The sequence below is a fragment of the Bradyrhizobium sp. USDA 3240 genome (assembly GCF_054063295.1).
This window is the reverse complement of record NZ_JBSSGD010000002.1, coordinates 2,524,792-2,548,472: the sequence shown is the minus strand read 5'-3', so window position 1 is coordinate 2,548,472 and position 23,681 is coordinate 2,524,792. Positions and strand designations below refer to the sequence as shown.

The window sequence follows — 23,681 nt, the reverse complement described above, 5'->3', positions numbered from 1 at the left end:
TCCAAGGCGGACCTCGTGGTCGCGATCGGCGGCGGCTCGGTGGTCGATGCGGCGAAGATTGTGCTGATGTGCATGGAGCACGAGATCTTCGAACCCGCGGGGCTCGACGGTTTCGAGACCACGCCGAACCGCCGGTTCGGACCGTTCCGCACGCCAAAAGTCCGGATGGTCGCGATCCCCAGCACGCTCTCGGGCGGCGAGTACAATTCCGGTGCGCTGGTCACCGACACCAGCCGCAAGCTGAAGCAGATCTTCAATCACCCGATGATGATGCCGCGCAGCATCATCCTCGATCCCGCGATTACCAAGTACACGCCGGAGAAGCTCTGGCTCGGCTCCGGCACGCGCGCGATGGATCATGGCATCGAGGCTATCTGCTCCAGCCGCCCCAACGTGCTGGTCGATGCGGTGTGCCAGCAGGGACTGCGCTATCTGCATGATGGCCTGCTGCGCACCAAGGAGAATCCCGACGACGAGGCGGCGCGGCTGAACTGCCAGCTCGGCTCGTGGCTGTCGGCCTTCGGATTGCAGTCGCGGGTGCCGATGGGCGCAAGCCACGCCATTGGCCACGTGCTCGGCGGCACCTGTGACGTTCCGCATTATTTCTGCACGGCGGTGATGATGCCGAGCGTGCTGCGCTACAACCGTCCCGCGACGGAAACGGCCCAGCAAGCGATCGCCGCCGCGCTCGGTGCGCCCGGCCGCGACGCGAGCGAGGCATTCGCCGGCTTCATCGCGGAGCTCGGCCTGCCGCGGCGGCTCGCCGATGTCGGTGTCGGTGAAGACCGTTTCGACCTGATCGGGCGGAACGCCATGCTGTCGATCTTCACGCGCACCAACCCGCAGCCGATCCGCGAGCCCGGCGACGTCGTCAAGATCCTGAAACTGGCCGCCTGAAGCAACAGCACCGGGAGCAGCCATCATGGCCGCCTTGCGCATCTTCTCCTATCTGCCGAACCCGCGGGTCTGGAAGGCAACCATTGCTGCGCGGTTCTGCGGCGTCGACGTCGAGGTGCGCGGCGCCTCCGGCAAGGAATTGCGCGACTGGCTGTGGGACTACGATGCCCATCCTCTCACCGAGCAGGAACGCGCCGCGCTGTCGTCTTTGGCGCGGACTGGCCGGGTCGGACTGACCGGCGCGCAGCTCTTCAAGACCGACGCGTTCATGGCGGCGCAGCCGTTCGGCAATGTGCCGGCCGCGTTCGGCGCCGACGGCAAGGTCGGGATCTTCGAATCGAACAGCATCATGCGGGCAGTGGCTCGGCTCGGTGAGGCGGCGTTTCCGCTCTATGGGCGTGACGCCTATGAGGCGTCAAGGATCGACAGCTTCCTCGACGTCAGCCTGGTGTTTGCGCGGGACACGCAGATCTACCTGCTAGCGCTGTCGGGCGGCACGGTCGATGCCGCGATTCATGCCCGCGCCAGGGATGCGTTCGCAATCTATGCCTCCGGGATTGAGCAGGCACTGTCGCCCCGGCGAGAGGCGCTGGTCGGAAACGGCATCTCGATCGCCGACATCTGCCTTGCCGCCGAGCTCGCGCTGTTCTTGAACGAGCATGCGCGGACCGAGCAGCTCCAGAAGCAGGGGCTGGACAAGATCCTGCATCCCGGGGTGCAGGATGCGTATCCGCTGATGTTCGCGCACTTCGCTCGGCTGGTCGAGCACGCGCATTTCAGGCCGGAGCTTAAGCCTTACGTCGAGAAGCTGTTGTCGAAGGCGGCCGCCTGACCTTGAAAATTGTTGGCTGCAACGCGGAGGATTGACTGCATGACCGCACCCGTCTGTCTGATATCCGGCGTTGGGCCCGGCACCGGCTCGGCGCTCGCCCGGAGGTTCGCTGAAGGCGGCTATCGGGTCGCACTTCTCGCCAGGAACGAGGAGCGTCTCGCCGCGCTGGAGAAGCAGCTGCAGGGCGCCAAGGCCTATCGATGCGATGTCTCCGACCCCGCGCAGGTCGAGACGGTGGCCTCGGCGGTGGAGGGGGATCTCGGCGATCCCAGTGTCGTGATCCACAACGCCGTCGGCGGCGCGTTCGGCACCTTCCGCGAGATCGATCCGCAGATTCTCAATCGCAACTTCCAGGTCAACACGATGGGCCTGTTGTACCTGGCGCGGAGGTTTGCCCCGGCGATGATCAGCGCCGGCAAGGGCGCCATCGTTGCGACCGGCAACACCTCGGCCTTGCGCGGCAAGGCCGGTTTCGCGGGGTTCGCGCCGACCAAGGCGGCGCAGCGCATTCTGGCCGAGGCGATGGCGCGCGACCTCGGGCCGCAAGGCGTCCACGTCGCCTATCTCGTGATCGACGCCGTGATCGATCTGGAATGGACGCGCAAGCGCTGGCCGGAGCGGCCGGACGACTTCTTCATCAAGCCGAAAGCGATCGCGGACGAGGTCTGGCACGTCGCCCATCAGGGCCGCAGCGCGTGGTCTTTCAACGTCGAGATCAGGCCGTTCGGCGAAGCCTGGTAGGCGCCGCGCGGCAGTCACAACAGTCGGTCAATTCATAAGAGTTCAGGGGAGTTCATGTCGGTGAAGACGTTTGCTGTGTCCATTGCGATGCTTGCGGCCGTTGCCGCTACTGCGGTCCGCGCGGAAACGCCCGGCATCTCGGAATCGGAAATCAGGATCGGGGCGACATTCCCGTTCAGCGGCCCGGCGTCCCCGCTCAGCAATACGGGCAAGGGCCTGATCGCCTACGTGCATTCCATCAATGATCGCGGCGGCATCAACGGTCGCAAGATCAACCTCATCACCTATGACGATGCCTATTCACCGCCCAAGGCGGTGGAACAGACCCGCAAGCTGATCGAGAGCGACGAGGTCGCGTTCCTGTTCAGTCCGCTGGGCACGCCCGGCATCGGCGCGACCATCAAATACGTGACCGCAAAGAAGGTGCCGCACCTGTTCGTCGTCAGCGGCGTGACCAAGTTTGCAAACTTCGCCGAGTTCCCGCTGACCACCACCGGGCTGCCGAGCTACAACACCGAAGGAAAGGTCTACGCCAAATACATTGCCCAGACCGCGCCCGACGCCAAGATCGCGATCCTCTACCAGAACGACGATCTCGGCCGTGACTTCGTGGCCGCGTTCAAGGAGACCCTGAAGGGCGAGTTCGACAGGAAGGTGGTGACATCACCCTATGAGATCACCGAGCCCACGATCGAATCCCGCGTGGTGACGCTGAAGGCGTCGGGCGCCCAGGCATTCCTGATCGCCGGCACGCCGAAATTCGCCGCGCAAGCGATCAAGAAGGCGAGCGAGATCGGCTGGACGCCGCTCACCATCGTGAATTACGTGTCGAGCTCGGTGTCCTCGACCATCGTGCCGGCCGGGGCGGACAAAGCGGTAGGCGTCGTCGTGGCGACCATCGCGAAGGATCCGAACGACAAGAGGTGGGCCGACGATCCCGGCATCAAATGGTATCGCGCCCACTTCGAGAAGTATCTTCCGGGTGCCGATATCGGCGACAGCAACTATCTGTTCGGGACCCAGCAGGGCCAGATTCTGGAACAGGTGCTGAAGCAGTGCGGCGACGACCTGTCGCGCGAGAACATCGTGAAGCAGGCGCGCAACATCAAGGGACTTGTGCTGCCGACCCTGATGCCGGGCATCACGGTCAACACCGGGCCGGACAACAGCATGGCCTATACGCAGCTTCAGCTGCAGCGCTGGACAGGGAGCTCCTGGGAGCAGTTCGGCGGCGTGCTGAGCGCCGAGCCGAACTGAGCCGTCGCCGGGATAACTAACGCAGCGCGCTAGTGGAGCCGTCGTGCGATCGGCTTCGCCAGCGGGCTATGCCAGCCCCATTGCGATGAGCGGTCGCTCGACCGCAGGCTCGCCAGGAACGCCGTGGTCTTCGGCTGCACCCGCGAGCCGTCGATCACCTCGAGCTGACCGCACCGGTTGAGCGTGTGGAGCTTGCGCCCGCTCCATAGCGGCCCGGGCTTGAGCAGATGTCGAACGGCCTGCTTGTAGGTCGTCGGCGACAGTTCGAGTACTTCCGCAAGGCCGAGCGCCGCGCCGTATCCGTTGGTGCAGTCCTGCACCGGCCGCCACAGTCTTCCATCGACGGTCACGAAGTTCCCGGCCGGCCGCGTGGTCGCGCGATCCATCAGGATCGGATTGGCCGCGTGCGGTTGCCAGGGGCCGAGCAACTGCCCGGCGTAATAGATCGCGAGCGTGTCGGAATAGCCGCCGGTGCCATCGCGCCAGGCTCCGAACATGTAGTGGAGGCCGTTGTGCTGCGTGATCGTCACGTCGGCCAATTCGAGGCCGGACAGCAGCGTTGAATGCCGCTCCCACTTGTCCGGAAAGCGGATGCATTTGTAGATCGGAACGTCGCGGTGCGCAGTGCTTTCCGGGATCATCCAGAGCTCGCCGCCATCCTCGATCAGGAACGGGTAGGACAGATGCCAGGGCTCCTCGAGCACCGGCATCACCGTGCCGATCGGCCCGCTGCCGTCGAATTCGATCGCGGAAATGATGCCCTTGCCGGTGCGGTGGTCGAGGTCCTCGAAGAACACGAACGTCCTGCCCTGCCATTTCACCGGGACGGGATCGGCATAGAAATGGTTGCCGGGATCGCCGAGCACGTTCCAGGCGGGTCCCGACAGGTCGCCGGTGCGCCAGATATCCGTGTTGGCGGCAAAGCGCCAACCGACATGCCAATGCGGCGCGTAGCAGCACAGACGATAAATTTCCTTCGCGATCGAAGTCGCCACGCCGCGCACGACAAAGGGCGCAGGATTTGGCGCCGCACCGCCGCTCGCCGGTGCCGCCAATTGCGGCACCAGCCGCGGAGCCCCTGACAGTATCGGCGGCAGCATCGACAGGGTGCGTGCCATCACCGTTTCGAGCCCGCCGCTCAGGCCGGCCGCGATTTCTGCGGAGGGATGGCCGCGGTCTATCACCGCGCCGTCGAGCTCATTGACGATTTCGATCACCGGCAGATCGCCGGCGAGAATGGCCGAAAGTACCGCACTTTCTCCCGCGTGCCCGTTGAACCGTGGACGGAGATAGAGCCTGGCGGCGCAGCCCGGATCCCGCGCGGCAGTGGTGAAGTCGACCACCACGTCCGGGTTGCCGGCGCGTGGACGCTCCGGGATCGCCTTCAGCCGGTCGGCTTCGCCGGCCTTGCCCTTGCGCAGGACGATGCGCTCGAGCTCGAACAGCATGTCTAGGCCGGCGGGTCGAGGCTCCGGCGTCGTGGTCCAGGCGATTTGAACGGGAATATCCTGATCGTTGACGCGCAACGACTCGCGACTCATCCAGAGCCGCGGCTGCGCGCGATCGCAGCGAAACTCGATAATCATGGCCAGCCCAACTTCCTAGTGCGCGTCCGCCCCCACAGCGTCGCCGAGAATGCGGACGTATTCCTCTATCATGGCATCCAACGAATAGCGCGACTTCAGGCCCACGGCGCTTTGCCGCAGCTGATCGCTCAACACACGATCGGTCAGGACCTTCGACACGGCGGCCGCAAATTCTGGCTCGTTCGACGCGTCGACGAACACCGCGGCAGGCTGTCCCTGGTAGGACAGCACCTCGCGCAGCACGGGGAGATCGTTGACGACGCAGGGAATGCCGGCGCTCGCGGCTTCGACCGCGGCAAGACCGAAGGTCTCGGCCTGCGTCGGGAATACGAAGACGTCGAGGCAGGTCAGAAAATCGGCCACTTGGCGCGGCGGAATCTCGCCGATGAAGTGCAGCCGGTCGGATACCTTCAACTCGTCCGCGAGCGCCCTCAGCCGCCCCTCATCCGCGCCCTGGCCGGCAAGCGCAAGGTGCCAGGAGGGATCGGCAGCCAGCAGGCGAATGGCCGCATCGAGCCGCTTGTGCGGGTGCAGGCGTGCCGCGCAGCCGAGCAGGATACGGTCCGGCGGCAGTTTGAACTGTTGCCGCGCAACGTCCTTCGGCAGGCTATGCGACTTGTCGTCGAAGCCGTGCGGGACGTGCTTCATGCGCGATCGATACGGAGCGGGATAGCGCGCATATTCGCGCTCCATGTCGCGCGAGTTCAGCGTGATGCAGTGGAAGAAGCCGGTCGAGCCCATGATGATGTCGGCAGCGCGTACCGGCATGCTCATCGACAGCGCCGAGGATACCTGGTTGGCAATCACGGGGGCGCGGCTGACGAGGCGCGACACGCCGCCGCCGATCACATTGCCGAAGTGCTGGAAGGTCAGGACGACGTCGGGTTTGATGGTCCTGAGATGACCGGCGAGCGCCCACAGCATCCGCAGCAGCGCCACCGGGTTTCCCGGACGGGTCTGCGCGCAGTAGAACGTATTGGGCGGCTCGTCGAAGGAATCCGATTTGCGGAAGAAGAACAGGTTGGCGACGTCATAGCCGCGCGCGGTGAGGCCGGCGCCGAGCAGCCGCGAGATCTCCTGCGCGCCGGCGTTCTCGGCCTGGGTCTGCACCAGGACAACGCGCAGCTTTCGCTTGCGCTCGTTCGGTCGATCGCGCGATGCGGTCGATGCCTCGCGCAATTCTGTGCTTGGCGTCTGCTGGAGCACGGATTCCTCACCCGTTGAAGGAGTGGATTCGCCCCCTTCATTTTTGCGCGCGTAACTATCACGCGAAGCGCGCTCGTGCATCGAGTAGCGCGTGTTGAGGTTACTGCTCATTTAGCAATCAGACATGTGTCGGCAATCGAGAGCTATTATCTCACGGACAGGGTACCGCCGGCTCGTTAACTAATTGGTTACGGCAACGCGAAGGGGGGGTAACCGGCGATTAACCATAGATATTTACGTTGGAGCAGTAGTGTCAGTTGAATTCGAGTCAGAGCCCATGAAGTTCGGTAGCCGCATAGGCCCGAGACGTTCCGAAGTCACGGAACCCGCAGCGTCGTGGGAAACTGCCGGCGTGCCGGCCGGCCAATCTTCGGCGGAAACCACCAAGGGCGTGCTTAGCATTCCTGGCGTGCTGGCCTTTTTTCGTGAGAAGGGTCAACGGATCCTGATGCTGGCCGCGGTCATCTTCGCGGTCGGTATCATCCTGTTGATGCTGATCCCGGCGCGTTACGCCGCGACGGCGCTCGTCGTCGTCGACCCGCGCGAGCAGCGCGTAACCGCCGATCAGGACGTCCTGCCCGGCATCGGTCAAGATGCCGCAGCACTGCAAAGCTACGTCGAGATCGCCAAGTCCGATGGATTTCTCGGGCCGCTGATCGATCAGCTCAAGGTCGCCGAGGACAACGACATCTCCGGAGGCAAGACCGACACGACGCGTCTGCTCGACCGGTTTCGCAGCCGGCTCGATATCTCAAGGCGCGGACTAACCTATGTTATCGCCATCAAGTTCACATCCGACAACCCGCAGCGCGCGGCGTACTACGCCAATGCGGTGGCCGAGGCGTTCGTCGCCAGCCAGCGCGGGACGCGCAGCGTGGCAACCGACGAGGCCGCCGACTGGCTGAAGAGCCGGCTGAAGACCTTGAACGACCGGCTGCGGACGTCGGAAGATGCCGTTGCCAAGTTCAAGCTTGAGCACCGGATCGTCAACGCCGGCAAGGAATCCACCACACAGCAATTGCGCGTCACCGACCTGACGCAGCAGGTTGCCGCGGCGCGCGCCCGCACTGAAGAAGCCAAGGCGCGCTATGAGCAGTTGCAACGCGACCTGAAGGCCAATGTCGACGGGCCGGCCAAGCAGGACCTACTGAGCGCGCTGCGGGCCCAGCGCTCCGCGCTCAACGACCAGATTGCGCAGAAGCGCGGGGTGCTCGGCGATCGTCATCCCGACCTCGTGATGGCGCTCAGCCAGTTGAGCGATCTCAACCGGCAGATCGAGATCGAGCGCAAGAAGAACATCGACACCGCGAAGTCGGAATACGAGGCGCAGCGCGACCAGCAGAAGGCGCTCGAGGACCAGCTGAAGGCGGCCGAGTCGCAGATCCTGGTCGACGGCCAGGCGTTCGTTAAGTTGCAGGAATTGCAGCGCGACGCCGACGCCAACAAGAACATCTACGAGCAGTTCCTGTCGCGCTACAGGACGACCGACGAGCAGCGCGGGCTTCAGAACTCGCAAACCAAGATCGCATCTCCGGCGACGCCGCCGATTCGTTCGACGCTTCCGCCGCTTCCTTTGTTGCTCGTCGCGCTCGCGATCGTCTCGCTGCTGACGTCGACGGCGATCGTCGCTGTTCCCGGTCTCGATCTGAAGCAGCTCCCGATCAAGAGTATTCCGCCGCTTCGCCGCGCCGAGGCGCCTGCGCCCGCACCGGTGCCGGCTCCGGCCGCGCCGCAATCTGCGCTGCCGCCGGGCCTGCCGGTGCTGGCCCGCATTCCGAACTTAGTGTCGCCAGATGCGGTCAGGAGCGTCTGGCAGACCCCGATTTCGACGACGGCCGAGCCCGATCTCAGTCCGCATCTTCAGTTGCTGATCGAGAACATCGAGCAGCTTCCGGGTGAGCACGGCAAGGTGGCGCTGCTGCTGTCGGTCGAGACCGGTACGGGCGGCAGCACCGTCGCACGGTCGCTCAACCGGTCCGCCGTCAAGAACGGGATGCTCAGCGTCCTGATCGAGATGGAAACCAGCCGCGCCGAAGCCGCGCCGCCGCAAGGTGCTGGGATCATCAAGGCCGATCTGCCGTCGGTCGTCGAACTGCTGGGCGCCAGCAGCAAGGAGCCGCCCTATCCGCAGGACGACATTCGCGCCGATTTCGGCCTGATCATCGTCGACGCATCGTCGCTTGCCGTGCAGCCGGCCGCCGTCGCGCTGGCCGCCCACGCCGACCTCGTGATCCTGGTGGTTCGCGAGGGCGCCGCCAACACGGCTGCGATCGGCAAGGCGCGGGCCGATCTGTCGAGGTTCGGTTCGGTCCCGATTGCGCTCGTCGTCAATCGCGTGGCGGGCAATGCCGCCGTGAGCAATCCCCAGCGCGAAGCCCTGGGATTGGCAAGCTGAAGCTCGGGATTCCTGTTCGACGCGGTTTCTTCACGCGAACCGGCGTCCATCCCACATCACGTGCGGGACAGGCTTTCGCTTGAAGACGCTCTAGTCCTTGCCATCCGCAACACGGACGGCGTAAGCGCCGGCCTTCGACGACGAGAGATGCGACAGCACCAGAATTGAGGGGTCGACGCCGGTCCGCCGGCGGCACAGCACATTGAGCGCGATGGTGGCGAGCACCAGGGAAACCGTCGCCGAGATCGCCGCCCCGAGCACGCCGAGCCACGGGATCAGCACAACAAATCCGACCAGCCGCAACGCCACGTTGGCGGCGACCACAGGAACATAATCGCGCTCATGCCCCGTCAGTTGCAGGACCGCGGCCGACGGCCCGCCTGCCGCCTGGAAGGCCGTTCCGATCGCGAGCACGATCAACACCCACTGCTGCGCGGCGAAGTGCGGTCCGAACAGGCCGAGCAGGTAGGGAGCGCCGACCCAGACGATGACGAGCCCGCTGAGCACGCAGAGCGCGGTCACCTCGGCCATCAGCTTCAGCGTATGTTCGAGCTCGCGGTGATTTTTGCTGAAATACAGCGACGGCAGCCGGCGCGCGCCGAACGTGTAGAGCGCAGCGGAAAGCATCGCGAAGATGTTCGCCAGGCGCGAGGCGGCGAAATAGACGCCGGCAGTGGCCGGATCCAGCATCCAGTAGACCAGGATGACGTCGAAATACTGATTCGCTGCTTCGAGAATCGAGGCGAGCCAGAAGCGGAACGCGCTGCGGTTCCAGCGCGACGTCTCGAAGCGCGCCGTGACCGTACGCAGGTTCGGCAGCACGCGCATGATCGACACGATCTGCACGACCAGCCCCAACGCCATCGCGACCGTCATCGCGGTGAACAGTTCGGCGGGGGTGAGCTGGCGGTGGCTGAACAGCACCGCGATCAGGACCAGGACGACGGCAACCCGCCAGAAGAATTCGCGATTGCCTTCGCCCATCAGGATGCTGACCAGTGATCGTGCGATCTGGCTGCCGAGCATCAGCCCGGCATTGACGGCGGTGAACGCCGAGACCGAGAGGATCAAGAGCCACCATTCGCCGCGAATGCCTGCCACCGCGGCGATCGCGGCGATCGAGATCAGCATCCCGATCGCCGAGTACTTCAGGCTCGACAGCAGCACACCCTTGGTGAGCTCGGCCTGGCCGCGCACCTCGTACTCATTGAGGAAGCGAACCAGCAGCAGCTCCTGACCGACCAGGCCCACGACCGCCGCGATCTGGGCGACGGAGAGCAAGGTTGCGAAGTCTCCGAACGCGTCGGGCGTCATCGTCCGCGCCGCCAGCGAGAACAGGGCGAACGCGAGTCCGCCGCTGCCAACCTTGAGGAGGATGGTGCCGGCAACGCCGCGCGTGACATCGCGCCGTAGCATTTGAAGAACAGAGGCAATCACAAGTGAGGTCTCAATATCCTGTCAGGCTGCTGACCCTAGCAATCGGTGAGGTCAGGAGTGTTAATGTTCTCTTGCTAAAATTCCGTTCCTTTCAGCCTTCAGGCGCCACGCAGCCGTGAACCTGGCCAATATGTCGCGCTGCTCCATTCTGGAACGCTGCCGTCCTTGCTGTGTCCAAACGGTGCAGATTGGATTGTTCCCCGCCGCTCGGTTCAACAGCGTGGACCCTGCTGGTTGAAACCGCGTTAGCGCGTCAACCGCACCCGCCGAAGCTCCACGGCCAGCCGATCGTCCCGCCAGCCTGCTGTGGAGCGTCCAAAACATCAGTTTCACGACCTCTGTGGCTGCAAGCCACGTGCCGGGAAGGGGCTGATCGCGGTACGGGCGGTGTCGTTAACCTCAATACTGGAACTCGTCGTGTCCGTTCTGCGCAGCGGCAGGGCAGGCAAGGAAATTGCAGTTCCGTGACCAATTAGCCGTCGGAGCGGACAAAGATGATTGCCGAGGAAAGCATGACCCAGCCGATCGCAACCTGCGAGGCTGAAACGATCGAAGCGGATGTCGCCATTGTCGGCGCCGGTTTGGCGGGCTCGCTCGCGCGTGCCGTCCTCTCCCGGGCCGGCTATCGCGTCGTCCTGATCGACAAGCGCTCGATCCCGCCGGATGAATTTCGGGTCGAAAAGATCGCCGGGCGGCAGATCGATATCTTCCGACGCCTGGGCTTCATCGATGACGTCGAGGCGGTCGCCGCGCCCTATGACCGCGTGCTCAACATCAGGGACGGCAGACTGGTCGATATCGGTGTCGGCCGGTCCTACGGGATTTCCTACGCCAACCTCGTCAATATGGCCCGCGGCCTGACGCCGGATGCGTCCAGCTTCCTGCTCGACCAGGTGACCAATGTCAGCTGCAGCGAGGATCGCCAGCAATTGACGCTGGCCTCCGGAAAGCGCGTCGTCTCGCGCCTGGTCGTCCTGGCGACCGGCATGGCGGGCGCGCTTGGCTATAATCTCGGAATGCGCCGCCAAATGCTTGCCGAGCGCCACTCGATTTCGTTCGGGTTCACCATTGCAAAGCCGGACAACGCGCCTTTCGGCTTCGACGCGCTGACCTGCTACGGCAAGCAGGCGGCTGACGGCGTCGACTATCTCAGCATGTTTCCGATGTCGGGCGGCATGCGCGCCAACCTGTTCATGTTCCGCGATCCGACCGATCCGATCATGCGCGAGCTGCGCCGCGACACCAGGCGGACGCTGTTCCGCCTGATGCCGGGACTGGAGCGCTACCTCGGCGATTTCCAGATCGTCGGCCAGGTGCACAATTGGGTCATGGACCTGTCGGTGACCGAGGGCCATCTGCAGCCCGGCGTCGTGCTGATCGGCGATGCCTACCAGACCAATTGTCCCGCGGCCGGTACCGGCGTGAGCCGGCTCCTGGTGGATGTCGAGCGTCTCTGCACCGAATATGTGCCGCGCTGGCTCGAGACAGACGGGATGGGCACGGAGAAGATCGCGCAGTTCTATTCCGATCACGACAAGCTCGCCGCCGACCGGCATTCGCTGCAGCTGGCGCGCTTCCGCGAGGCTTTGACCTCCAACACCGATGTACGCTGGACCATGCAGCGGAAGCTGCACTTCCTGCGCCGCATGGTCACGCATCAGGTGGACCGGATTCATCCGGGATGGGTCATGCGCGTCCGCAGCGCACTCCGCTAAGGGGGCGCGCGTCTCAAACGGCTCTAAGGCCGGATGAGTTTTGATTGAAATCGGCTTGGTGCGGTCTCGGTTCACCTCTCCCAAGGGAGGGGTGAACTTTCGACGCGGTCCAGCTCAATCTGATCTCATCACGATCTAGCGTGTACCGGTCGAAGTGCGGATCGGCCTGAGGTCGGTCACCCGCTTCGCCGCCTGCTTGATCCAGGGCGCCTGCTTCAGCGCAAACAATGCAAGCGATCCGGCCGCGCTGCCGGCCTGCGTCACGCTCGACATCGGCGTGGGCTGGCCTCCGAACTGCATCTTGTAGGGCTCGTCACCGATGGTGAAATCCAGCACCCGGTCTCCGCGCTCGATGCAATCCTTGGCAACACTTTCGAACGTCAGCGCGCCGATCGACTGGCTCTTGTATCCCTCGATGTCGAAAGCCGTCATGACGATGAGCAGGCGGCCGCTGTGGGCGAGGCCAAGTGCCGTGGCGATGACCTCGCCATCCATCTTCATGGTGTAGAGCCGGGTAAAGGCGCCCATGCCGCGAAGCGCCACGCTCGAATAGAAATCGAAATATTCCGGTCGCTGCAGCAGGTCACCATCGCCGTGTGCGTGGAACCGCGGACCGCGAAACTTCCTCATCACGTCCATGGCTTCGCCGATCGAAGCGCTGTCGGTGCAACATGCGAAGGTGAGTGTGCCCTTCTTGTGGATCTGGCGCCACTTCTTCGCCAGCTCTTTCACATAGGACTTGCCCAGCGCGTTGATCTGCCATTGCTCGAACGGCGCGGACAGGACCGTCGCGTAGGCATTGGTATCCATCAGACTGCGGTGAGGCGCCCCGAGCAGATTCTCGATCGGCATCCTGGCATCGAGCAGCTTGGGAATGCGCAGCAGGTCGAACGGCCGGACCAGCTTGCGAAGCTTCTCGCAGGCCTGGCGGTCCTGCAGCAGTTCGGCGAACGTCGTCGCGGCGCAAACCGGCGACAAATAGTCGGACACGCGAAGGTCGGCGAATTCGATCGTCCGCATCGGCCCGCGGCGCACGCGCAACAGCGGCAGCACGGCCGCCAGCGCCTTGTTGGCGCGATGACGGACGACGACGACCAGCGGCTTCGCCGCCGCGGCGGGAGCGAGCTTGCGATAGAGGCTGTCGAGCCACAGCGGATGCTGAAAGGCGGTCGCGTCCGAGCCTTCGAACAATGTCGCGTATTCTTGAGACAGGAAGTCGAATGCGTCGTCGATGCAGACATCGAACGCGTCATCATTCTTATTCATGTGAAACCAAACAAACGGGTTTTCAAAAGCGTCGGTCGAGCCGCCGTGATCTCCTTATAGCAAAGGCTGACGACCTCGGGCACCGGGAGAATGCGATTTGTATTAATGCGGTCCCTCGACCTTTGCGCAGTGTTGCTGCTCGAACGTCGCCGGCCTGGCAGGATCCAGTGTGATGCTGTCGCGGTGCCGCCAGATTTCGTTAACAATCTCTTGCGGCTCGTCTTACATCAAACTGCCACGCGAGATCGCAAGCGGTCTGGACCGGATATTGCAGTTTAGGGCTCGTAAGGACTGGAGCCCTGCCGAAATGTTGACTAACAGCCAAAACGCCCGCGTTTCCGACGCGATTTCGCCCCCACAGGCCGATCGCGAGCGGCCCCGGCGTCTCAATTCGGATGTGGCTGCTCCATCTGTCCGGATTTGCGACACTTCGAGCGCCGGGCAACCGGTTTCCTCCTCGGATGTGCCAGCCGGATCATCGAGCGGCGTGGAGCGTCGCATCAATCCTGTCGGCAGGGCTGCGACTGCCGGCGTTCTCCGGGCGACTATCGGCGGGCTGCGGCTCGCCGTGCTCGATCGCGAGCAGACCGCGGACTTCATGGTCGAGGCGGTGCATCCGAACCGGCGTATCAATCGGCCGCTTTATCTGACATCAGCCAATGGCGAGGTGCTGTCGCGCTGCTCCACCGAGCCGATGACCGACCGGCTGTTCCGTGCCGCCGACCTGATCAATGCCGACGGACAGCCGCTGGTGATGGTGTCGAAGCTGCGGTCGCCGAACCCGCTTCCCGAGCGCGTTGCGACCACGGATCTGTTTCACGACGTCGCGCGCAAGGCGGAAGAACTCGGGCTGACCTTCTATTTGTTCGGCGCGAACGAGGCCGAAAACAAGGCGGCAATCGCCAATGTCCGCCGAGCCTATCCGGCGCTCAAGATCGTCGGCCATTCGCACGGCTATCTGCGCGGCGACGCGCTTCGCGCCAAGGTGGATGAGATCAATGCCCTGGCGCCGGACTTTCTCTGGGTCGCGCTTGGCGTGCCCTACGAGCAGGCCTTCGTCGACGAATTCATGTCGCGGCTCGGCAATGTCGGCGTCATCAAGACATCGGGCGGATTGTTCAACTTCCTGTCCGGATCGCGGCCGCGTGCGCCGAGATGGATGCAGATCGTCGGGCTCGAATGGGCCTGGCGTGTCTGGCTCGAGCCGCGCCGGCTGTTCTGGCGCTATCTGACGACCAACCCACACGCCCTGTATCTGCTGTTCAACGGTACCGGGTCCTCGTCGACAAGGGACTGAACTCGCTAGCGCGCGCAAGCTGCGTTCCGGGCCGATCCTCCGCCGTTGCAAGCCCATTCGATGCGCGCAGCACAAGATATCATCGCTCGCGTTGCACGCGGACGCGCGATAGGCCATGGCTTGCCTTGCATGGCCTGAGGAATGATACTCGCTCCGGACAGCCAGCCCCAGGGAACCGAGAGCGTTGCCGGACATTGCGAGCACGGAACAGTTCGATGTCAAGCGCGCAGCCTTTGCCGCGACCATCGGCAACATGCTGGAGTTCTACGACTTCATCACCTACAGCTTCTTTGCGACCGAGATCGGGCGCACCTTCTTCCCCGCGCATAGCGAATACGGCAGCCTCATGCTGTCGCTTGCGACCTTCGGCGCCGGTTTCCTGACGCGCCCCATTGGCGGCGTCGTGCTCGGCATCTTCTCCGACCGGGTCGGCCGGCGGCCGGCGATGCTGCTGAGCTTTGCGCTGATGGGTGGCGCGATCCTGACCATCGCGCTGACGCCGTCCTATGCCGCGATCGGCGTCGTGGCGCCGATCATCGTGATCCTGGCGCGGATGGTGCAGGGATTCGCGCTCGGCGGCGAGGTTGGACCGACCACGGCCTATCTCATCGAAATCGCGGCACCCAGGAATCGCGGCCTGGTGGTGGCTTGGCAGCCGGCCAGTCAGGAGATCGCGGCGACCGTCGGTGCCCTTGTCGGCGTCATCCTGAGCAGCACGATGGCGCCCGACATGCTGCAGGCTTACGGATGGCGGGTCGCATTCCTGCTCGGGGCGGTCTGCCTGCCGTTCGGCATCTGGATGCGTCGAACGCTGCCGGAGACGGTTTCTCACAGCGACCGCGCCGCGGCGGGCGTTGAGCGCGCGAACCATATCACGCTGGCGCGCCGGCACAGTCGCGTGATCCTGCTGGCCGTGATGATCCTGGCCAGCGGCACGATCTCGACCTACGTGACGCAGTACATGACGACCTACGCCAAGAATACGCTGCATGTGTCGCCGTCGCTGGCGTTCACCGTATCGCTGGTGAGCAACGGACTTCAGATCATCGGCGCGGTGCTGGGCGGCTGGCTTGCCGACCGGCTCGGACGCAAGCCGATCATGATCTGGCCGCAGCTCGTCGTGCTGGTGCTGACCTATCCGGCCTTCCTGTGGATCGTCCGGGACCCCGGCGCGTGGTCGCTGCTGTTCGGCTTCGGCATCCTGTCATTCATCGGATCGCTGCCGTTCACGGCGTTCTACGCCGCCTTCACCGAAGCGTTGCCGCAGAATATCCGCGGCGGTGTGTTCGCGACGATCTACGCGGTCGCGATCGCGACCTTCGGCGGCACTGCGCAGCTCGTGGTCACGTGGCTGCTGCACGTGACCGGAGATCCGCTGGCGCCGTCCTGGTATCTGCTGCTCGCGGCGGCGGTCGGCATCGTGGCCATGAGCCTGATGCCCGAGACCGCCCCGGTGAAGGTCGGCGAGAAGTAACCGCTGAACTCAGTCCATGTCGCGAAAGGCGTGGCCGTTGGCCTCGATCTCTTTCACGAGCTGTGGCGGCAGGTTGGCCTGCGCCGAGGTGCCGTCGAACACCCAGTCCTTGGCGTCGCCGAGATCGGGCAGGCCGGCGCCCTTGCGAACATAAAGGCCGACCGACGCCTTCTTCGGGTTGATGTAGAGATCGTAGTCCATTGCGCGCCTCCTCTTCGTTGAAGTTCAACGGAAGCTCCGGCACAGATCGGCCGGAGGCTTCCTGGAAGAGTCAACGCCGGTACGACTAGGCGGGTTTCTTCGCCTCCGGCGCAAGCACCACCGACGCTTCGCTGGTCAGCATCAGGAAGGTGATGGTCTCCTGGAAATACAGCTGGACCGAGGTCGCGGAGTGGCTGAGATAGCCGATCGAAAGATCCTGGCCGATCGAGAGCTGGAAGTCGCCGCCGCGGGTGGTGAGCAGGACGCCGCCCGCGATCGCAGGCGCCCAGATGATCTTGCCGTCGATCAGGCGCTGGATGTGCTGCAGCACAGGATAGCCATCGTCGGTCGCACCGCCGATCGCGGTGTAGGGCTCGGTGCCGAGCAGCAACGTGTAGGGACCGTTGACGCCGGCGAGCCGCAACTGGCTGACCGCCTGCGCGACCACAGCGGGGTAATTCTTGATGCTCGACGGCAGCGTCAGCACCGGGTTGCTGGTGCCCTGGCGGATGCCCTGAATGCCGGCGGCGGTGTAGCCATCGAACACCGCGCGATCCTCGGCGAAGGCGATCTTGCGCGCGGCGTCCTTGAGCGGATCCCAGTCGGAATCATTGGAGCCGCGTTCGACATCGTCGATCGCCTGGCGCGACAGCTCGAACGGCACGCGCAGCTCGACCAGCGCGCGGACGTCGCGTTGCGTTGCCTCGACGCCGTCGCCGGGTGTCGCGATTTTCTTCAGATGGCCGGTGCCGACCGCGGAGAAGTCCGTTCCCTTCGGGCCATCGACATCGACGACACGGCGCGCCGCCAGATGGCGCTTCAACGTCCGCGAGGCTTCCTCTTCGATCTGGGCCCATGCCGCGTCCGAGATGGGGGCCAGTCCCCGATGAAGATTATTCATGTCCAGCCTCTCCTTTGAGTGAGCCGATCCCGAGCGAGCCGTCGGACGGCGGTATTTTTTGTGCAGGTGCCTCGTCAGCCCCGGCGTCATCCAGCGACGGCTCAGCCGCCGCGAGTGGCTCGTTGGTGACATCTTCCAGGAAGGTCGCCGACGGGATGAAGAACAGCGTGCCGGTCACGGCGCGGCTGAAGTCGAGCAGGCGGTCGTAATTGCCCGGCGGCTTGCCGACGAACATGTTCTCCAGCATCTGCTCGATCCGGTGCGGGGACTTGGCATAGCCGATGAAATAGGTGCCGAACTCGCCCTTGCTGATGTTGCCGAACGGCATGTTGTCGCGGACGATATCGAGCTGCTCGCCGTTCTCGACGATCGTCGTCAGGGCATTGTGCGCGTAGCTCGGCTTCACGGCATCGTCGAGCTCGATGTCGGACAATTTGGTGCGGCCGATGATCTTCTCCTGCATCTCGACCGGCAGCTCGTTCCACTTCTTCAGATCGTGCAGGTATTTTTGCACGACCACATAGCTGCCGCCGGCGAAGGCCGGGTCCTCGTCGCCGATGATGGTGGCGTCAGTGGCCGCCTGGTCCTCCGGATTCTCCGTGCCGTCGACGAAGCCGAGCAGGTCGCGCTCGTCGAAATATTTGAAGCCGTGCACCTCGTCCGAGGTCGCAACCGCATCGCCGAGCCGCGACATGATCTGTGTCGCGAGCTCGAAGCACAGGTCCATCGGCACTGCGCGGATGTGAAACAGCAGGTCGCCCGGCGTCGCGACGGCGTGGTGGACGCCATTGATCTCGCGGAACGGATGCAGGCCTTGCGGCTTCGGCGCGCCGAACAGCCGGTCCCATGCATCCGAGCCGATGCCCATGACGCAGGACAGCCGGCCCTCGAGATCGCGGAAGCCGACCGCGCGTACCAGCGCAGCCACGTCCGCACACAGCGACCGCACCACGGAATCAAATTCCGGATTGGGCTTGATCGTGACCGCAAGGAAGATGGCCGCGCGCGTCAGCTTCGCAGCGACCGGTTGCGGAACGGCTGATGGCACGCATCTCTCCTTAACTAACGGCACTTTCACGCGAAAAAGGTCTGGACCGGACGCCGGATCGACGTCCAGACAGGGCAGAGGAGCATGCCATCGGAGCCTTTACAAGAGCCCGGATTGCTAGGCTTCCGCGGACGGACCAACCGGCTTTCCGGACTTCTCCTCCTCGAGGGTCACCGCGATGGCGGCGTTGGCGGAGAGCCGGACCTTGGAGCCTTCGACACCGGCGACGAAGCCGAGTTCGATATAATGGTGATGGCCTTTGTGGAAGCCGTCGCTTTCGCTCTTCTTGAGCTTGATGCGGTTGCCTTCAACGTGATCGACGGTGCCGACATGCACGCCGTCGGCGCCGATGACCTCCATGTTGTCCTTGATGTTCTGCTGCGTCATGACGCTCTCCCTGGTTGCAGGTCGGCTTGTACATTCAGCTTGCATATGATGCGCCTGGACGACGCGGCGATGACGGCGCGTCGTTGGCCATCCGGGCTTCTCTCACACCGGTTCGAATTCGTCCGCCGCGGCGTTCTCGGGCTTCTTGCCGTTGAAGGTGAGGCCGGCCTTGGTGGCGGAGAGCTTCACCTGCGAGCCGTCGCGGACGTCGCCGGCTAGGATCATTTCGGCGAGCGGATCCTGCACGCTGCGCTGGATCACCCGTTTCAGCGGGCGGGCGCCATAGGCCGGATCCCAGCCTTTCTCGGCCAGCCAGTCGCGCGCCTTCGGATCGAGTTCGAGATCGATCTTGCGATCCTCGAGCAGCTTGCGCAGGCGCGAGAATTGAATCTCGACGATGCGGCCCATGTCGCTCTTCTGCAGCCGGTGGAACAGGATGATCTCGTCGATGCGGTTGAGGAATTCGGGGCGGAAGTGCGCCCGCACCATGTTCATCACCTGCTCGCGCACCGCGCTGGTCGGCTGTCCCTCCGGTTGGTTGACGAGGTACTCGGCGCCGATATTCGATGTCATGATGATCAGCGTGTTGCGGAAATCGACGGTGCGGCCCTGGCCGTCGGTCAGGCGGCCGTCGTCGAGCACTTGCAGCAGCACGTTGAAGACGTCGGGATGCGCCTTCTCGATCTCGTCGAACAGCACCACTTGGTACGGCCGCCGCCGAACGGCTTCGGTCAGTGCGCCACCCTCGTCGTAGCCGACATAGCCGGGCGGCGCGCCGATCAGCCGCGAGACCGAGTGCTTCTCCATGAACTCGGACATGTCGAGACGGACCATCGCGGTCTCGTCGTCGAACAGATATTCGGCGAGCGCTTTTGCGAGCTCGGTCTTGCCGACGCCGGTCGGACCTAAGAACATGAACGAGCCGATCGGCCGGTTCGGATCCTGGAGGCCGGCGCGGGCGCGGCGCACCGCGGTCGACACCGCACGCACGGCCTCGGCCTGGCCGACGACGCGCTTGCCGAGCATCTCCTCCATGCGCAGGAGCTTGTCCTTCTCGCCTTCCAGCATCTTGTCGACGGGGACGCCGGTCCAGCGCGACACCACCTGCGCGATATTGTCGGCGGTCACGGTCTCGCTGGCGGACGAGGTCTCGCTGGCCTCGACCGATGCGAGCTTCTTCTCGAGCTCGGGAATGCGGCCATAGGCCAGCTCGCCGGCCTTCTGGAACTCGCCCTTGCGCTGCGCATTGGCAAGCTCGGTGCGCAACTGCTCGAGCTCGCCCTTCATCTTCTGCGCGTCGGAGAGTTTGCTCTTCTCCGACCGCCATTTCGACGTCATGTCCGCCGACTTCTTCTCGAGATCCACGAGATCCTTCTCGAGGGTTTGCAGGCGGCTCCTGGAGCCGAGATCGGTCTCCTTCTTCAGCGCCTCCTGCTCGATCTTGAGGCGGATGATCTCGCGGTCGAGCGAGTCGAGTTCCTCAGGCTTGGAATCGACCTGCATCTTCAGCCGCGCTGCGGCCTCGTCCATCAGGTCGATGGCCTTGTCGGGCAGGAAGCGGTCGGTGATGTAGCGGTTCGACAGCGTGGCGGCGGCGACCAGCGCCGAATCCGCGATGCGCACACCGTGATGCTGCTCGTATTTGTCCTTGAGGCCGCGCAGGATCGAGATGGTGTCTTCGACCGTCGGTTCGGAGACGAACACCGGCTGGAACCGCCGCGCCAGCGCCGCGTCCTTCTCGACATGCTTGCGGTATTCGTCGAGCGTGGTGGCGCCGATACAGTGCAACTCGCCGCGGGCCAGCGCGGGTTTCAGCAGGTTCGATGCATCCATCGCGCCGTCGCCCTTGCCGGCGCCGATCAGGGTGTGCATCTCGTCGATGAACAGGATGATGCCGCCCTCGGCGGACGTCACCTCCTGCAGCACCGCCTTGAGCCGTTCCTCGAACTCGCCGCGATACTTGGCGCCGGCAATCAGCGCGCCGAGGTCGAGCGCGAGCAGCGCCTTGTCCTGCAGGCTTTCCGGCACGTCGCCATTGACGATGCGCAGCGCCAGGCCCTCGACGATCGCGGTCTTGCCGACGCCGGGCTCGCCGATCAGGACGGGATTGTTCTTGGTGCGGCGTGACAGAACTTGAATCGTGCGGCGTATCTCCTCGTCGCGGCCAATCACCGGGTCGAGCTTGCCGTCGCGCGCGGCCTGGGTGAGGTCGCGGGCGTATTTCTTCAGCGCGTCATAGGCATTCTCGGCCGACGCGCTGTCGGCGGTGCGGCCCTTGCGCAGCGCGTTGATCGCCGCGTTCAGGTTCTGCGGATTGACGCCGCCCTTGGCGAGCAGCTTGCCGGCTTCGCTGTCCTTGTCGGCTGCCAGCGCCTGCAGCATGCGTTCGACCGAGACAAAGCTGTCGCCGGCCTTGTCGGCGGCCTGTTCCGCGGCGGCGAAGGTACGCGCGGTCTCGGGCGCCATATAGATCTGTCCGGAGCCGGCGCCGCTGACCTTGGGCACCTTCGCCAGCGCGTCTTCGGTCGCCTTGAGGATCGCGCGCGAGTTGCCGCCGGCCCGGTCGATCAGGCCGGCCGCGAGGCCCTCATTGTCGTCCAGCAGCACCTTCAGGATATGGAGCGTCGAGAACTGCTGATGCCCCTCGCGCATCGCCAACGATTGTGCCGATTGAATGAAGCCGCGGAGGCGATCGGTATATTTTTCAATGTTCATGGTGGCACCTCAAGGCAGCACAGGCTCGTCGAGATCAAGTCACGCCACGCATTGCCGCCGGCGACAGATGGCGGAACGATGACATCCATCATGCGGCAGCCGAGTTGCAATCGCGCCGGCGGAAAACCGCGGGCCTGACGCTGTCGCAGGTCGTATCGTGTGGTCGTTTCAGGGGTGTGTCAATCGCGGAGCGCGGCCGCCGGCATACCGCTTTCGAGGTGTTGCGACTGCCGGTGTTCGCTTCTGGCACTCATCGGCGGCAATGCTACGGACGCGCCGACAAATCGGGGTCCGCATCACGCCGGTGGTGGCTCGGCTGATCGCGGTGCTTGCGAAGCGAGCGGCGCGACGATCCCGGATCGTTGCAATCGTGCGAGAGCCGAAGTCATGTTTGCGATTTCAGTAACTGTCGTCTCGCACCTCGCGGAATGCACGCGATGATGCAGACGTGCATCGCGCGCTGTTCCGCTGAATCGCGCGATGATGAGTCCCTGCACACTCTGAACGGTCGATGAATAGCTGCGCGATGCGTTTGGCGCTGTTTCAGGTTGATGTAAGGTCAAGGCGCTAGCGATGAAGTGTGTCGGTGCATTGCCGATGCACCGGAACTTTTGTTCCGGTTCTCACGTTGAACGTGCTCATCGAAGAGGCTCCCAATGATCACTCGTCTTCTTTCGACCGCGTCGTGCGCCGCGATCGCCACGGCGCTGTTCACTGCGACTGCCGTGCCGGCAATCGCGCAGGATGCGGCATGCGCGCCGGTCTCTGCCGTCGACACCGCGCCGCCGCCGCTGCCGACCTACGATCAGCCGCCGGTGCCCGGGCCGGGTTACATGTGGTCACCGGGCAATTGGTCGTGGGACGAGGATCGCGGCGATTACTATTGGGTGCCGGGCACCTGGGTGCAGCCGCCGCGGGTCGGACTGCTCTGGACCCCCGGTTACTGGGGCGCGTTCGGCGGCGGTTTCATTTTCCATCAGGGCTATTGGGGCGATCGCGTCGGCTTCTACGGCGGCGTCAATTACGGCTTCGGCTACGGCGGTTCAGGCTACGAAGGCGGCCGCTGGGATCACGGCAACTTCTTCTACAACCGCACCGTGAACAATCTGCAGGGCGCGCGGATCACCAACGTCTACGAGAAGAATGTCACGATCAATCAGACCGCCATCAACAACGTCAGCTACAATGGCGGCCGCGGCGGCATCGAGGTACGGCCGACTCCCGCCGAACGTACGATCGCCAAGGAGCAGCATTTCGCGGCGACGCCGCTGCAACGCAAGCAGGTCGAGACCGCAAGCCAGGATCCGAGCCTGTTCAAGCGGGCCAACAACGGCGTGCCCGCGGTCGCCGCAACGGCGCGTCCCGGCGAGTTGAAGGGGCCGGGCGTGGTCCGCGCGCGGCCGGCCGGCGAGGCGGTGCCGGCCAACGCTGCACGGCCGGCGGCCGGGGAGCCTGCGCGCCCGGGAACCACAGCTGCACCGGCCGACTCGCACGCGCTTCCGGTGCCGGGCAAGGAGCTTCCGGCGGCGCAGCAGAACAAGCCGGCAGCCGAGGAGAAGCGCGCAGCTCCGGCTCCCGAGACGAAGGTTGAGCCGCATCCCGCTGCACCGGCGCCTGCCGAATCCCATGCGCTTCCGGTCCCCGAGAAGGGCGTTGCGGGACATCCGCCCGCCGAGGTGAGCAAGCCTGCGGTCGAGGAGAAGCGCGCAGCGCCCGCCGCCGAGCCCAAGGTCGAGCCGCGGCCTGCAACGGAAGCGGCGCGGCCTGCCGCGCCGGAGAGGCGGCCCGAGGAGGTGCGCAAGGAGGAACCGCGGCCGGAGCCTGTCGCACGGCCGGAGCAGGCAGCACGGCCCGAAGCACGACCGGAGCCTGCGGCAAGGCCGGAAGCCCGGCCGGAGCCGCACGTTCAGGCCGCGCCGCACGTTCAGGCGCCGCCGCATGCTGCGCCGGCCGCAGGTCACCCTGCAGAGGAGAAGCGGGGGGAGCAACGTTGAGGTAAGATCGCGCTCCGCCGGCTCGTCCCGGCGGAGCGCGCACTCTCTTCCGCCCGTGCGCAAGCGATCATCACAGGAGGTCGGTCATGGCACAGAGTCACGGTGGTAGCGGACAGCTTGACGACGGCAAGCCACGCCTGAGCGAAGACGATATGCAGCGAGCCCTGCTCGGTCCGCGGGGCGTACCGGGCAAGCCGGATCCCGCCAGGATGACGCCGCAGCAGAAAAAGAACATTCCGAATTATCTCGATCCCGGACATACGTCATAGCGGGCCGCGATCTGAGCGCGTGCTGCGTCGCTCATTGCCGGGCGATGTGCGAGCGCACTTGCA

The 23,681-nt window shown here is 64.6% G+C and carries 19 protein-coding genes; 10 read left to right on the top strand and 9 right to left on the bottom strand.

The genetic code is table 11. From position 1 onward, the window contains the following. The first annotated feature begins 15 nt into the window (after window positions 1–15). Genes ACVIGA_RS12745 through ACVIGA_RS12730 form a run of 4 tightly spaced genes read left to right on the top strand, consistent with a single transcriptional unit; the run spans window position 16 to window position 3,727 of the window. Entirely contained in the window at window positions 16–897 is an 882-nt protein-coding gene (locus ACVIGA_RS12745; RefSeq protein WP_456666660.1) for an iron-containing alcohol dehydrogenase, read from the top strand. A 25-nt stretch (window positions 898–922) separates the two neighbouring features. Next, window positions 923–1,729, top strand: coding sequence for a glutathione S-transferase (locus tag ACVIGA_RS12740; RefSeq protein WP_456666659.1), 807 nt, complete (start codon window positions 923–925; stop codon window positions 1,727–1,729). Between the two features lie 39 nt (window positions 1,730–1,768). After that, complete coding sequence (locus ACVIGA_RS12735) at window positions 1,769–2,470, top strand: SDR family NAD(P)-dependent oxidoreductase (protein WP_456666658.1); 702 nt, start codon at window positions 1,769–1,771, stop codon at window positions 2,468–2,470. A gap of 54 nt (window positions 2,471–2,524) precedes the next feature. After that, window positions 2,525–3,727, top strand: a complete 1,203-nt coding sequence (locus ACVIGA_RS12730; RefSeq protein ID WP_456666657.1) for an ABC transporter substrate-binding protein — start codon at window positions 2,525–2,527, stop codon at window positions 3,725–3,727. Window positions 3,728–3,756: 29 nt separating this feature from the next. Here ACVIGA_RS12730 and ACVIGA_RS12725 read toward each other — a convergent pair whose 3' ends face one another. Beyond that, entirely contained in the window at window positions 3,757–5,313 is a 1,557-nt protein-coding gene (locus ACVIGA_RS12725; RefSeq protein WP_456666656.1) for a glucosamine inositolphosphorylceramide transferase family protein, read from the bottom strand. Between the two features lie 15 nt (window positions 5,314–5,328). Further along, on the bottom strand, window positions 5,329–6,519 hold the full coding sequence (locus ACVIGA_RS12720) for a glycosyltransferase family 4 protein (RefSeq protein WP_456666655.1): 1,191 nt from the start codon (window positions 6,517–6,519) through the stop codon (window positions 5,329–5,331). A gap of 277 nt (window positions 6,520–6,796) precedes the next feature. Here ACVIGA_RS12720 and ACVIGA_RS12715 point away from each other — a divergent pair, with 277 nt between their 5' ends. Further along, window positions 6,797–8,914 carry a GumC family protein gene (locus ACVIGA_RS12715; protein ID WP_456666654.1) on the top strand — a complete coding sequence of 706 codons (2,118 nt, stop codon included), beginning with the start codon at window positions 6,797–6,799 and terminating at the stop codon, window positions 8,912–8,914. A gap of 90 nt (window positions 8,915–9,004) precedes the next feature. On the opposite strand, the gene ACVIGA_RS12710 is transcribed toward ACVIGA_RS12715, so the two are convergent. After that, window positions 9,005–10,330, bottom strand: a complete 1,326-nt coding sequence (locus ACVIGA_RS12710) for a lipopolysaccharide biosynthesis protein (protein ID WP_456666653.1) — start codon at window positions 10,328–10,330, stop codon at window positions 9,005–9,007. Between the two features lie 515 nt (window positions 10,331–10,845). On the opposite strand from ACVIGA_RS12710, the gene ACVIGA_RS12705 reads away from it, so the two are divergent. After that, window positions 10,846–12,066, top strand: a complete 1,221-nt coding sequence (locus ACVIGA_RS12705) for an FAD-dependent oxidoreductase (RefSeq protein WP_456666652.1) — start codon at window positions 10,846–10,848, stop codon at window positions 12,064–12,066. Window positions 12,067–12,201: 135 nt separating this feature from the next. Here ACVIGA_RS12705 and ACVIGA_RS12700 read toward each other — a convergent pair whose 3' ends face one another. After that, complete coding sequence (locus tag ACVIGA_RS12700; protein WP_456666651.1) at window positions 12,202–13,332, bottom strand: GNAT family N-acetyltransferase; 1,131 nt, start codon at window positions 13,330–13,332, stop codon at window positions 12,202–12,204. A 487-nt stretch (window positions 13,333–13,819) separates the two neighbouring features. On the opposite strand from ACVIGA_RS12700, the gene ACVIGA_RS12695 reads away from it, so the two are divergent. Both ACVIGA_RS12695 and ACVIGA_RS12690 read left to right on the top strand, forming a co-directional pair. Beyond that, window positions 13,820–14,629: a WecB/TagA/CpsF family glycosyltransferase gene (locus ACVIGA_RS12695; protein ID WP_456666650.1), complete on the top strand. Its 810-nt coding sequence runs from the start codon at window positions 13,820–13,822 to the stop codon at window positions 14,627–14,629. Window positions 14,630–14,813: 184 nt separating this feature from the next. Beyond that, window positions 14,814–16,103, top strand: a complete 1,290-nt coding sequence (locus ACVIGA_RS12690) for an MFS transporter (RefSeq protein ID WP_456666649.1) — start codon at window positions 14,814–14,816, stop codon at window positions 16,101–16,103. A 9-nt stretch (window positions 16,104–16,112) separates the two neighbouring features. On the opposite strand, the gene ACVIGA_RS12685 is transcribed toward ACVIGA_RS12690, so the two are convergent. From ACVIGA_RS12685 to clpB, 5 genes are all read right to left on the bottom strand, one after another. Beyond that, complete coding sequence (locus ACVIGA_RS12685) at window positions 16,113–16,304, bottom strand: hypothetical protein (protein WP_097672779.1); 192 nt, start codon at window positions 16,302–16,304, stop codon at window positions 16,113–16,115. Between the two features lie 85 nt (window positions 16,305–16,389). Continuing rightward, window positions 16,390–17,205, bottom strand: coding sequence for a family 1 encapsulin nanocompartment shell protein (locus tag ACVIGA_RS12680; protein WP_456666648.1), 816 nt, complete (start codon window positions 17,203–17,205; stop codon window positions 16,390–16,392). Continuing rightward, on the bottom strand, window positions 17,198–18,253 hold the full coding sequence (locus ACVIGA_RS12675) for a Dyp-type peroxidase (RefSeq protein WP_456666647.1): 1,056 nt from the start codon (window positions 18,251–18,253) through the stop codon (window positions 17,198–17,200). The genes ACVIGA_RS12680 and ACVIGA_RS12675 overlap by 8 nt, the downstream gene beginning before the upstream one ends. A 117-nt stretch (window positions 18,254–18,370) precedes the next feature. Next, window positions 18,371–18,640 (bottom strand): DUF2171 domain-containing protein, encoded by a 270-nt coding sequence (locus ACVIGA_RS12670; RefSeq protein ID WP_050628119.1) that lies wholly within the window; start codon window positions 18,638–18,640, stop codon window positions 18,371–18,373. Between the two features lie 102 nt (window positions 18,641–18,742). After that, window positions 18,743–21,355, bottom strand: a complete 2,613-nt coding sequence (clpB, locus tag ACVIGA_RS12665; protein ID WP_456666646.1) for an ATP-dependent chaperone ClpB — start codon at window positions 21,353–21,355, stop codon at window positions 18,743–18,745. Window positions 21,356–22,011: 656 nt separating this feature from the next. Here clpB and ACVIGA_RS12660 point away from each other — a divergent pair. Both ACVIGA_RS12660 and ACVIGA_RS12655 read left to right on the top strand, forming a co-directional pair. Next, window positions 22,012–23,349 (top strand): hypothetical protein, encoded by a 1,338-nt coding sequence (locus tag ACVIGA_RS12660; RefSeq protein WP_456666645.1) that lies wholly within the window; start codon window positions 22,012–22,014, stop codon window positions 23,347–23,349. 86 nt (window positions 23,350–23,435) lie between these two features. Then, window positions 23,436–23,618 (top strand): hypothetical protein, encoded by a 183-nt coding sequence (locus ACVIGA_RS12655; protein ID WP_223977317.1) that lies wholly within the window; start codon window positions 23,436–23,438, stop codon window positions 23,616–23,618. The last annotated feature ends 63 nt before the right edge of the window (window positions 23,619–23,681 follow it).

What these genes read in the sequence shown, in the direction of transcription:
- ACVIGA_RS12740 (WP_456666659.1), top strand. Translation starts at nt 923, where the DNA reads ATGGCCGCCTTGCGCATCTTCTCCTATCTGCCGAACCCGCGGGTCTGG.
- ACVIGA_RS12735 (WP_456666658.1), top strand. Translation starts at nt 1,769, where the DNA reads ATGACCGCACCCGTCTGTCTGATATCCGGCGTTGGGCCCGGCACCGGC.
- ACVIGA_RS12730 (WP_456666657.1), top strand. Translation starts at nt 2,525, where the DNA reads ATGTCGGTGAAGACGTTTGCTGTGTCCATTGCGATGCTTGCGGCCGTT.
- ACVIGA_RS12725 (WP_456666656.1), bottom strand. Translation starts at nt 5,313, where the DNA reads ATGATTATCGAGTTTCGCTGCGATCGCGCGCAGCCGCGGCTCTGGATG.
- ACVIGA_RS12715 (WP_456666654.1), top strand. Translation starts at nt 6,797, where the DNA reads ATGAAGTTCGGTAGCCGCATAGGCCCGAGACGTTCCGAAGTCACGGAA.
- ACVIGA_RS12710 (WP_456666653.1), bottom strand. Translation starts at nt 10,330, where the DNA reads ATGCTACGGCGCGATGTCACGCGCGGCGTTGCCGGCACCATCCTCCTC.
- ACVIGA_RS12705 (WP_456666652.1), top strand. Translation starts at nt 10,846, where the DNA reads ATGATTGCCGAGGAAAGCATGACCCAGCCGATCGCAACCTGCGAGGCT.
- ACVIGA_RS12700 (WP_456666651.1), bottom strand. Translation starts at nt 13,332, where the DNA reads ATGAATAAGAATGATGACGCGTTCGATGTCTGCATCGACGACGCATTC.
- ACVIGA_RS12685 (WP_097672779.1), bottom strand. Translation starts at nt 16,304, where the DNA reads ATGGACTACGATCTCTACATCAACCCGAAGAAGGCGTCGGTCGGCCTT.
- ACVIGA_RS12680 (WP_456666648.1), bottom strand. Translation starts at nt 17,205, where the DNA reads ATGAATAATCTTCATCGGGGACTGGCCCCCATCTCGGACGCGGCATGG.
- ACVIGA_RS12670 (WP_050628119.1), bottom strand. Translation starts at nt 18,640, where the DNA reads ATGACGCAGCAGAACATCAAGGACAACATGGAGGTCATCGGCGCCGAC.
- clpB (WP_456666646.1), bottom strand. Translation starts at nt 21,355, where the DNA reads ATGAACATTGAAAAATATACCGATCGCCTCCGCGGCTTCATTCAATCG.
- ACVIGA_RS12660 (WP_456666645.1), top strand. Translation starts at nt 22,012, where the DNA reads ATGATCACTCGTCTTCTTTCGACCGCGTCGTGCGCCGCGATCGCCACG.
- ACVIGA_RS12655 (WP_223977317.1), top strand. Translation starts at nt 23,436, where the DNA reads ATGGCACAGAGTCACGGTGGTAGCGGACAGCTTGACGACGGCAAGCCA.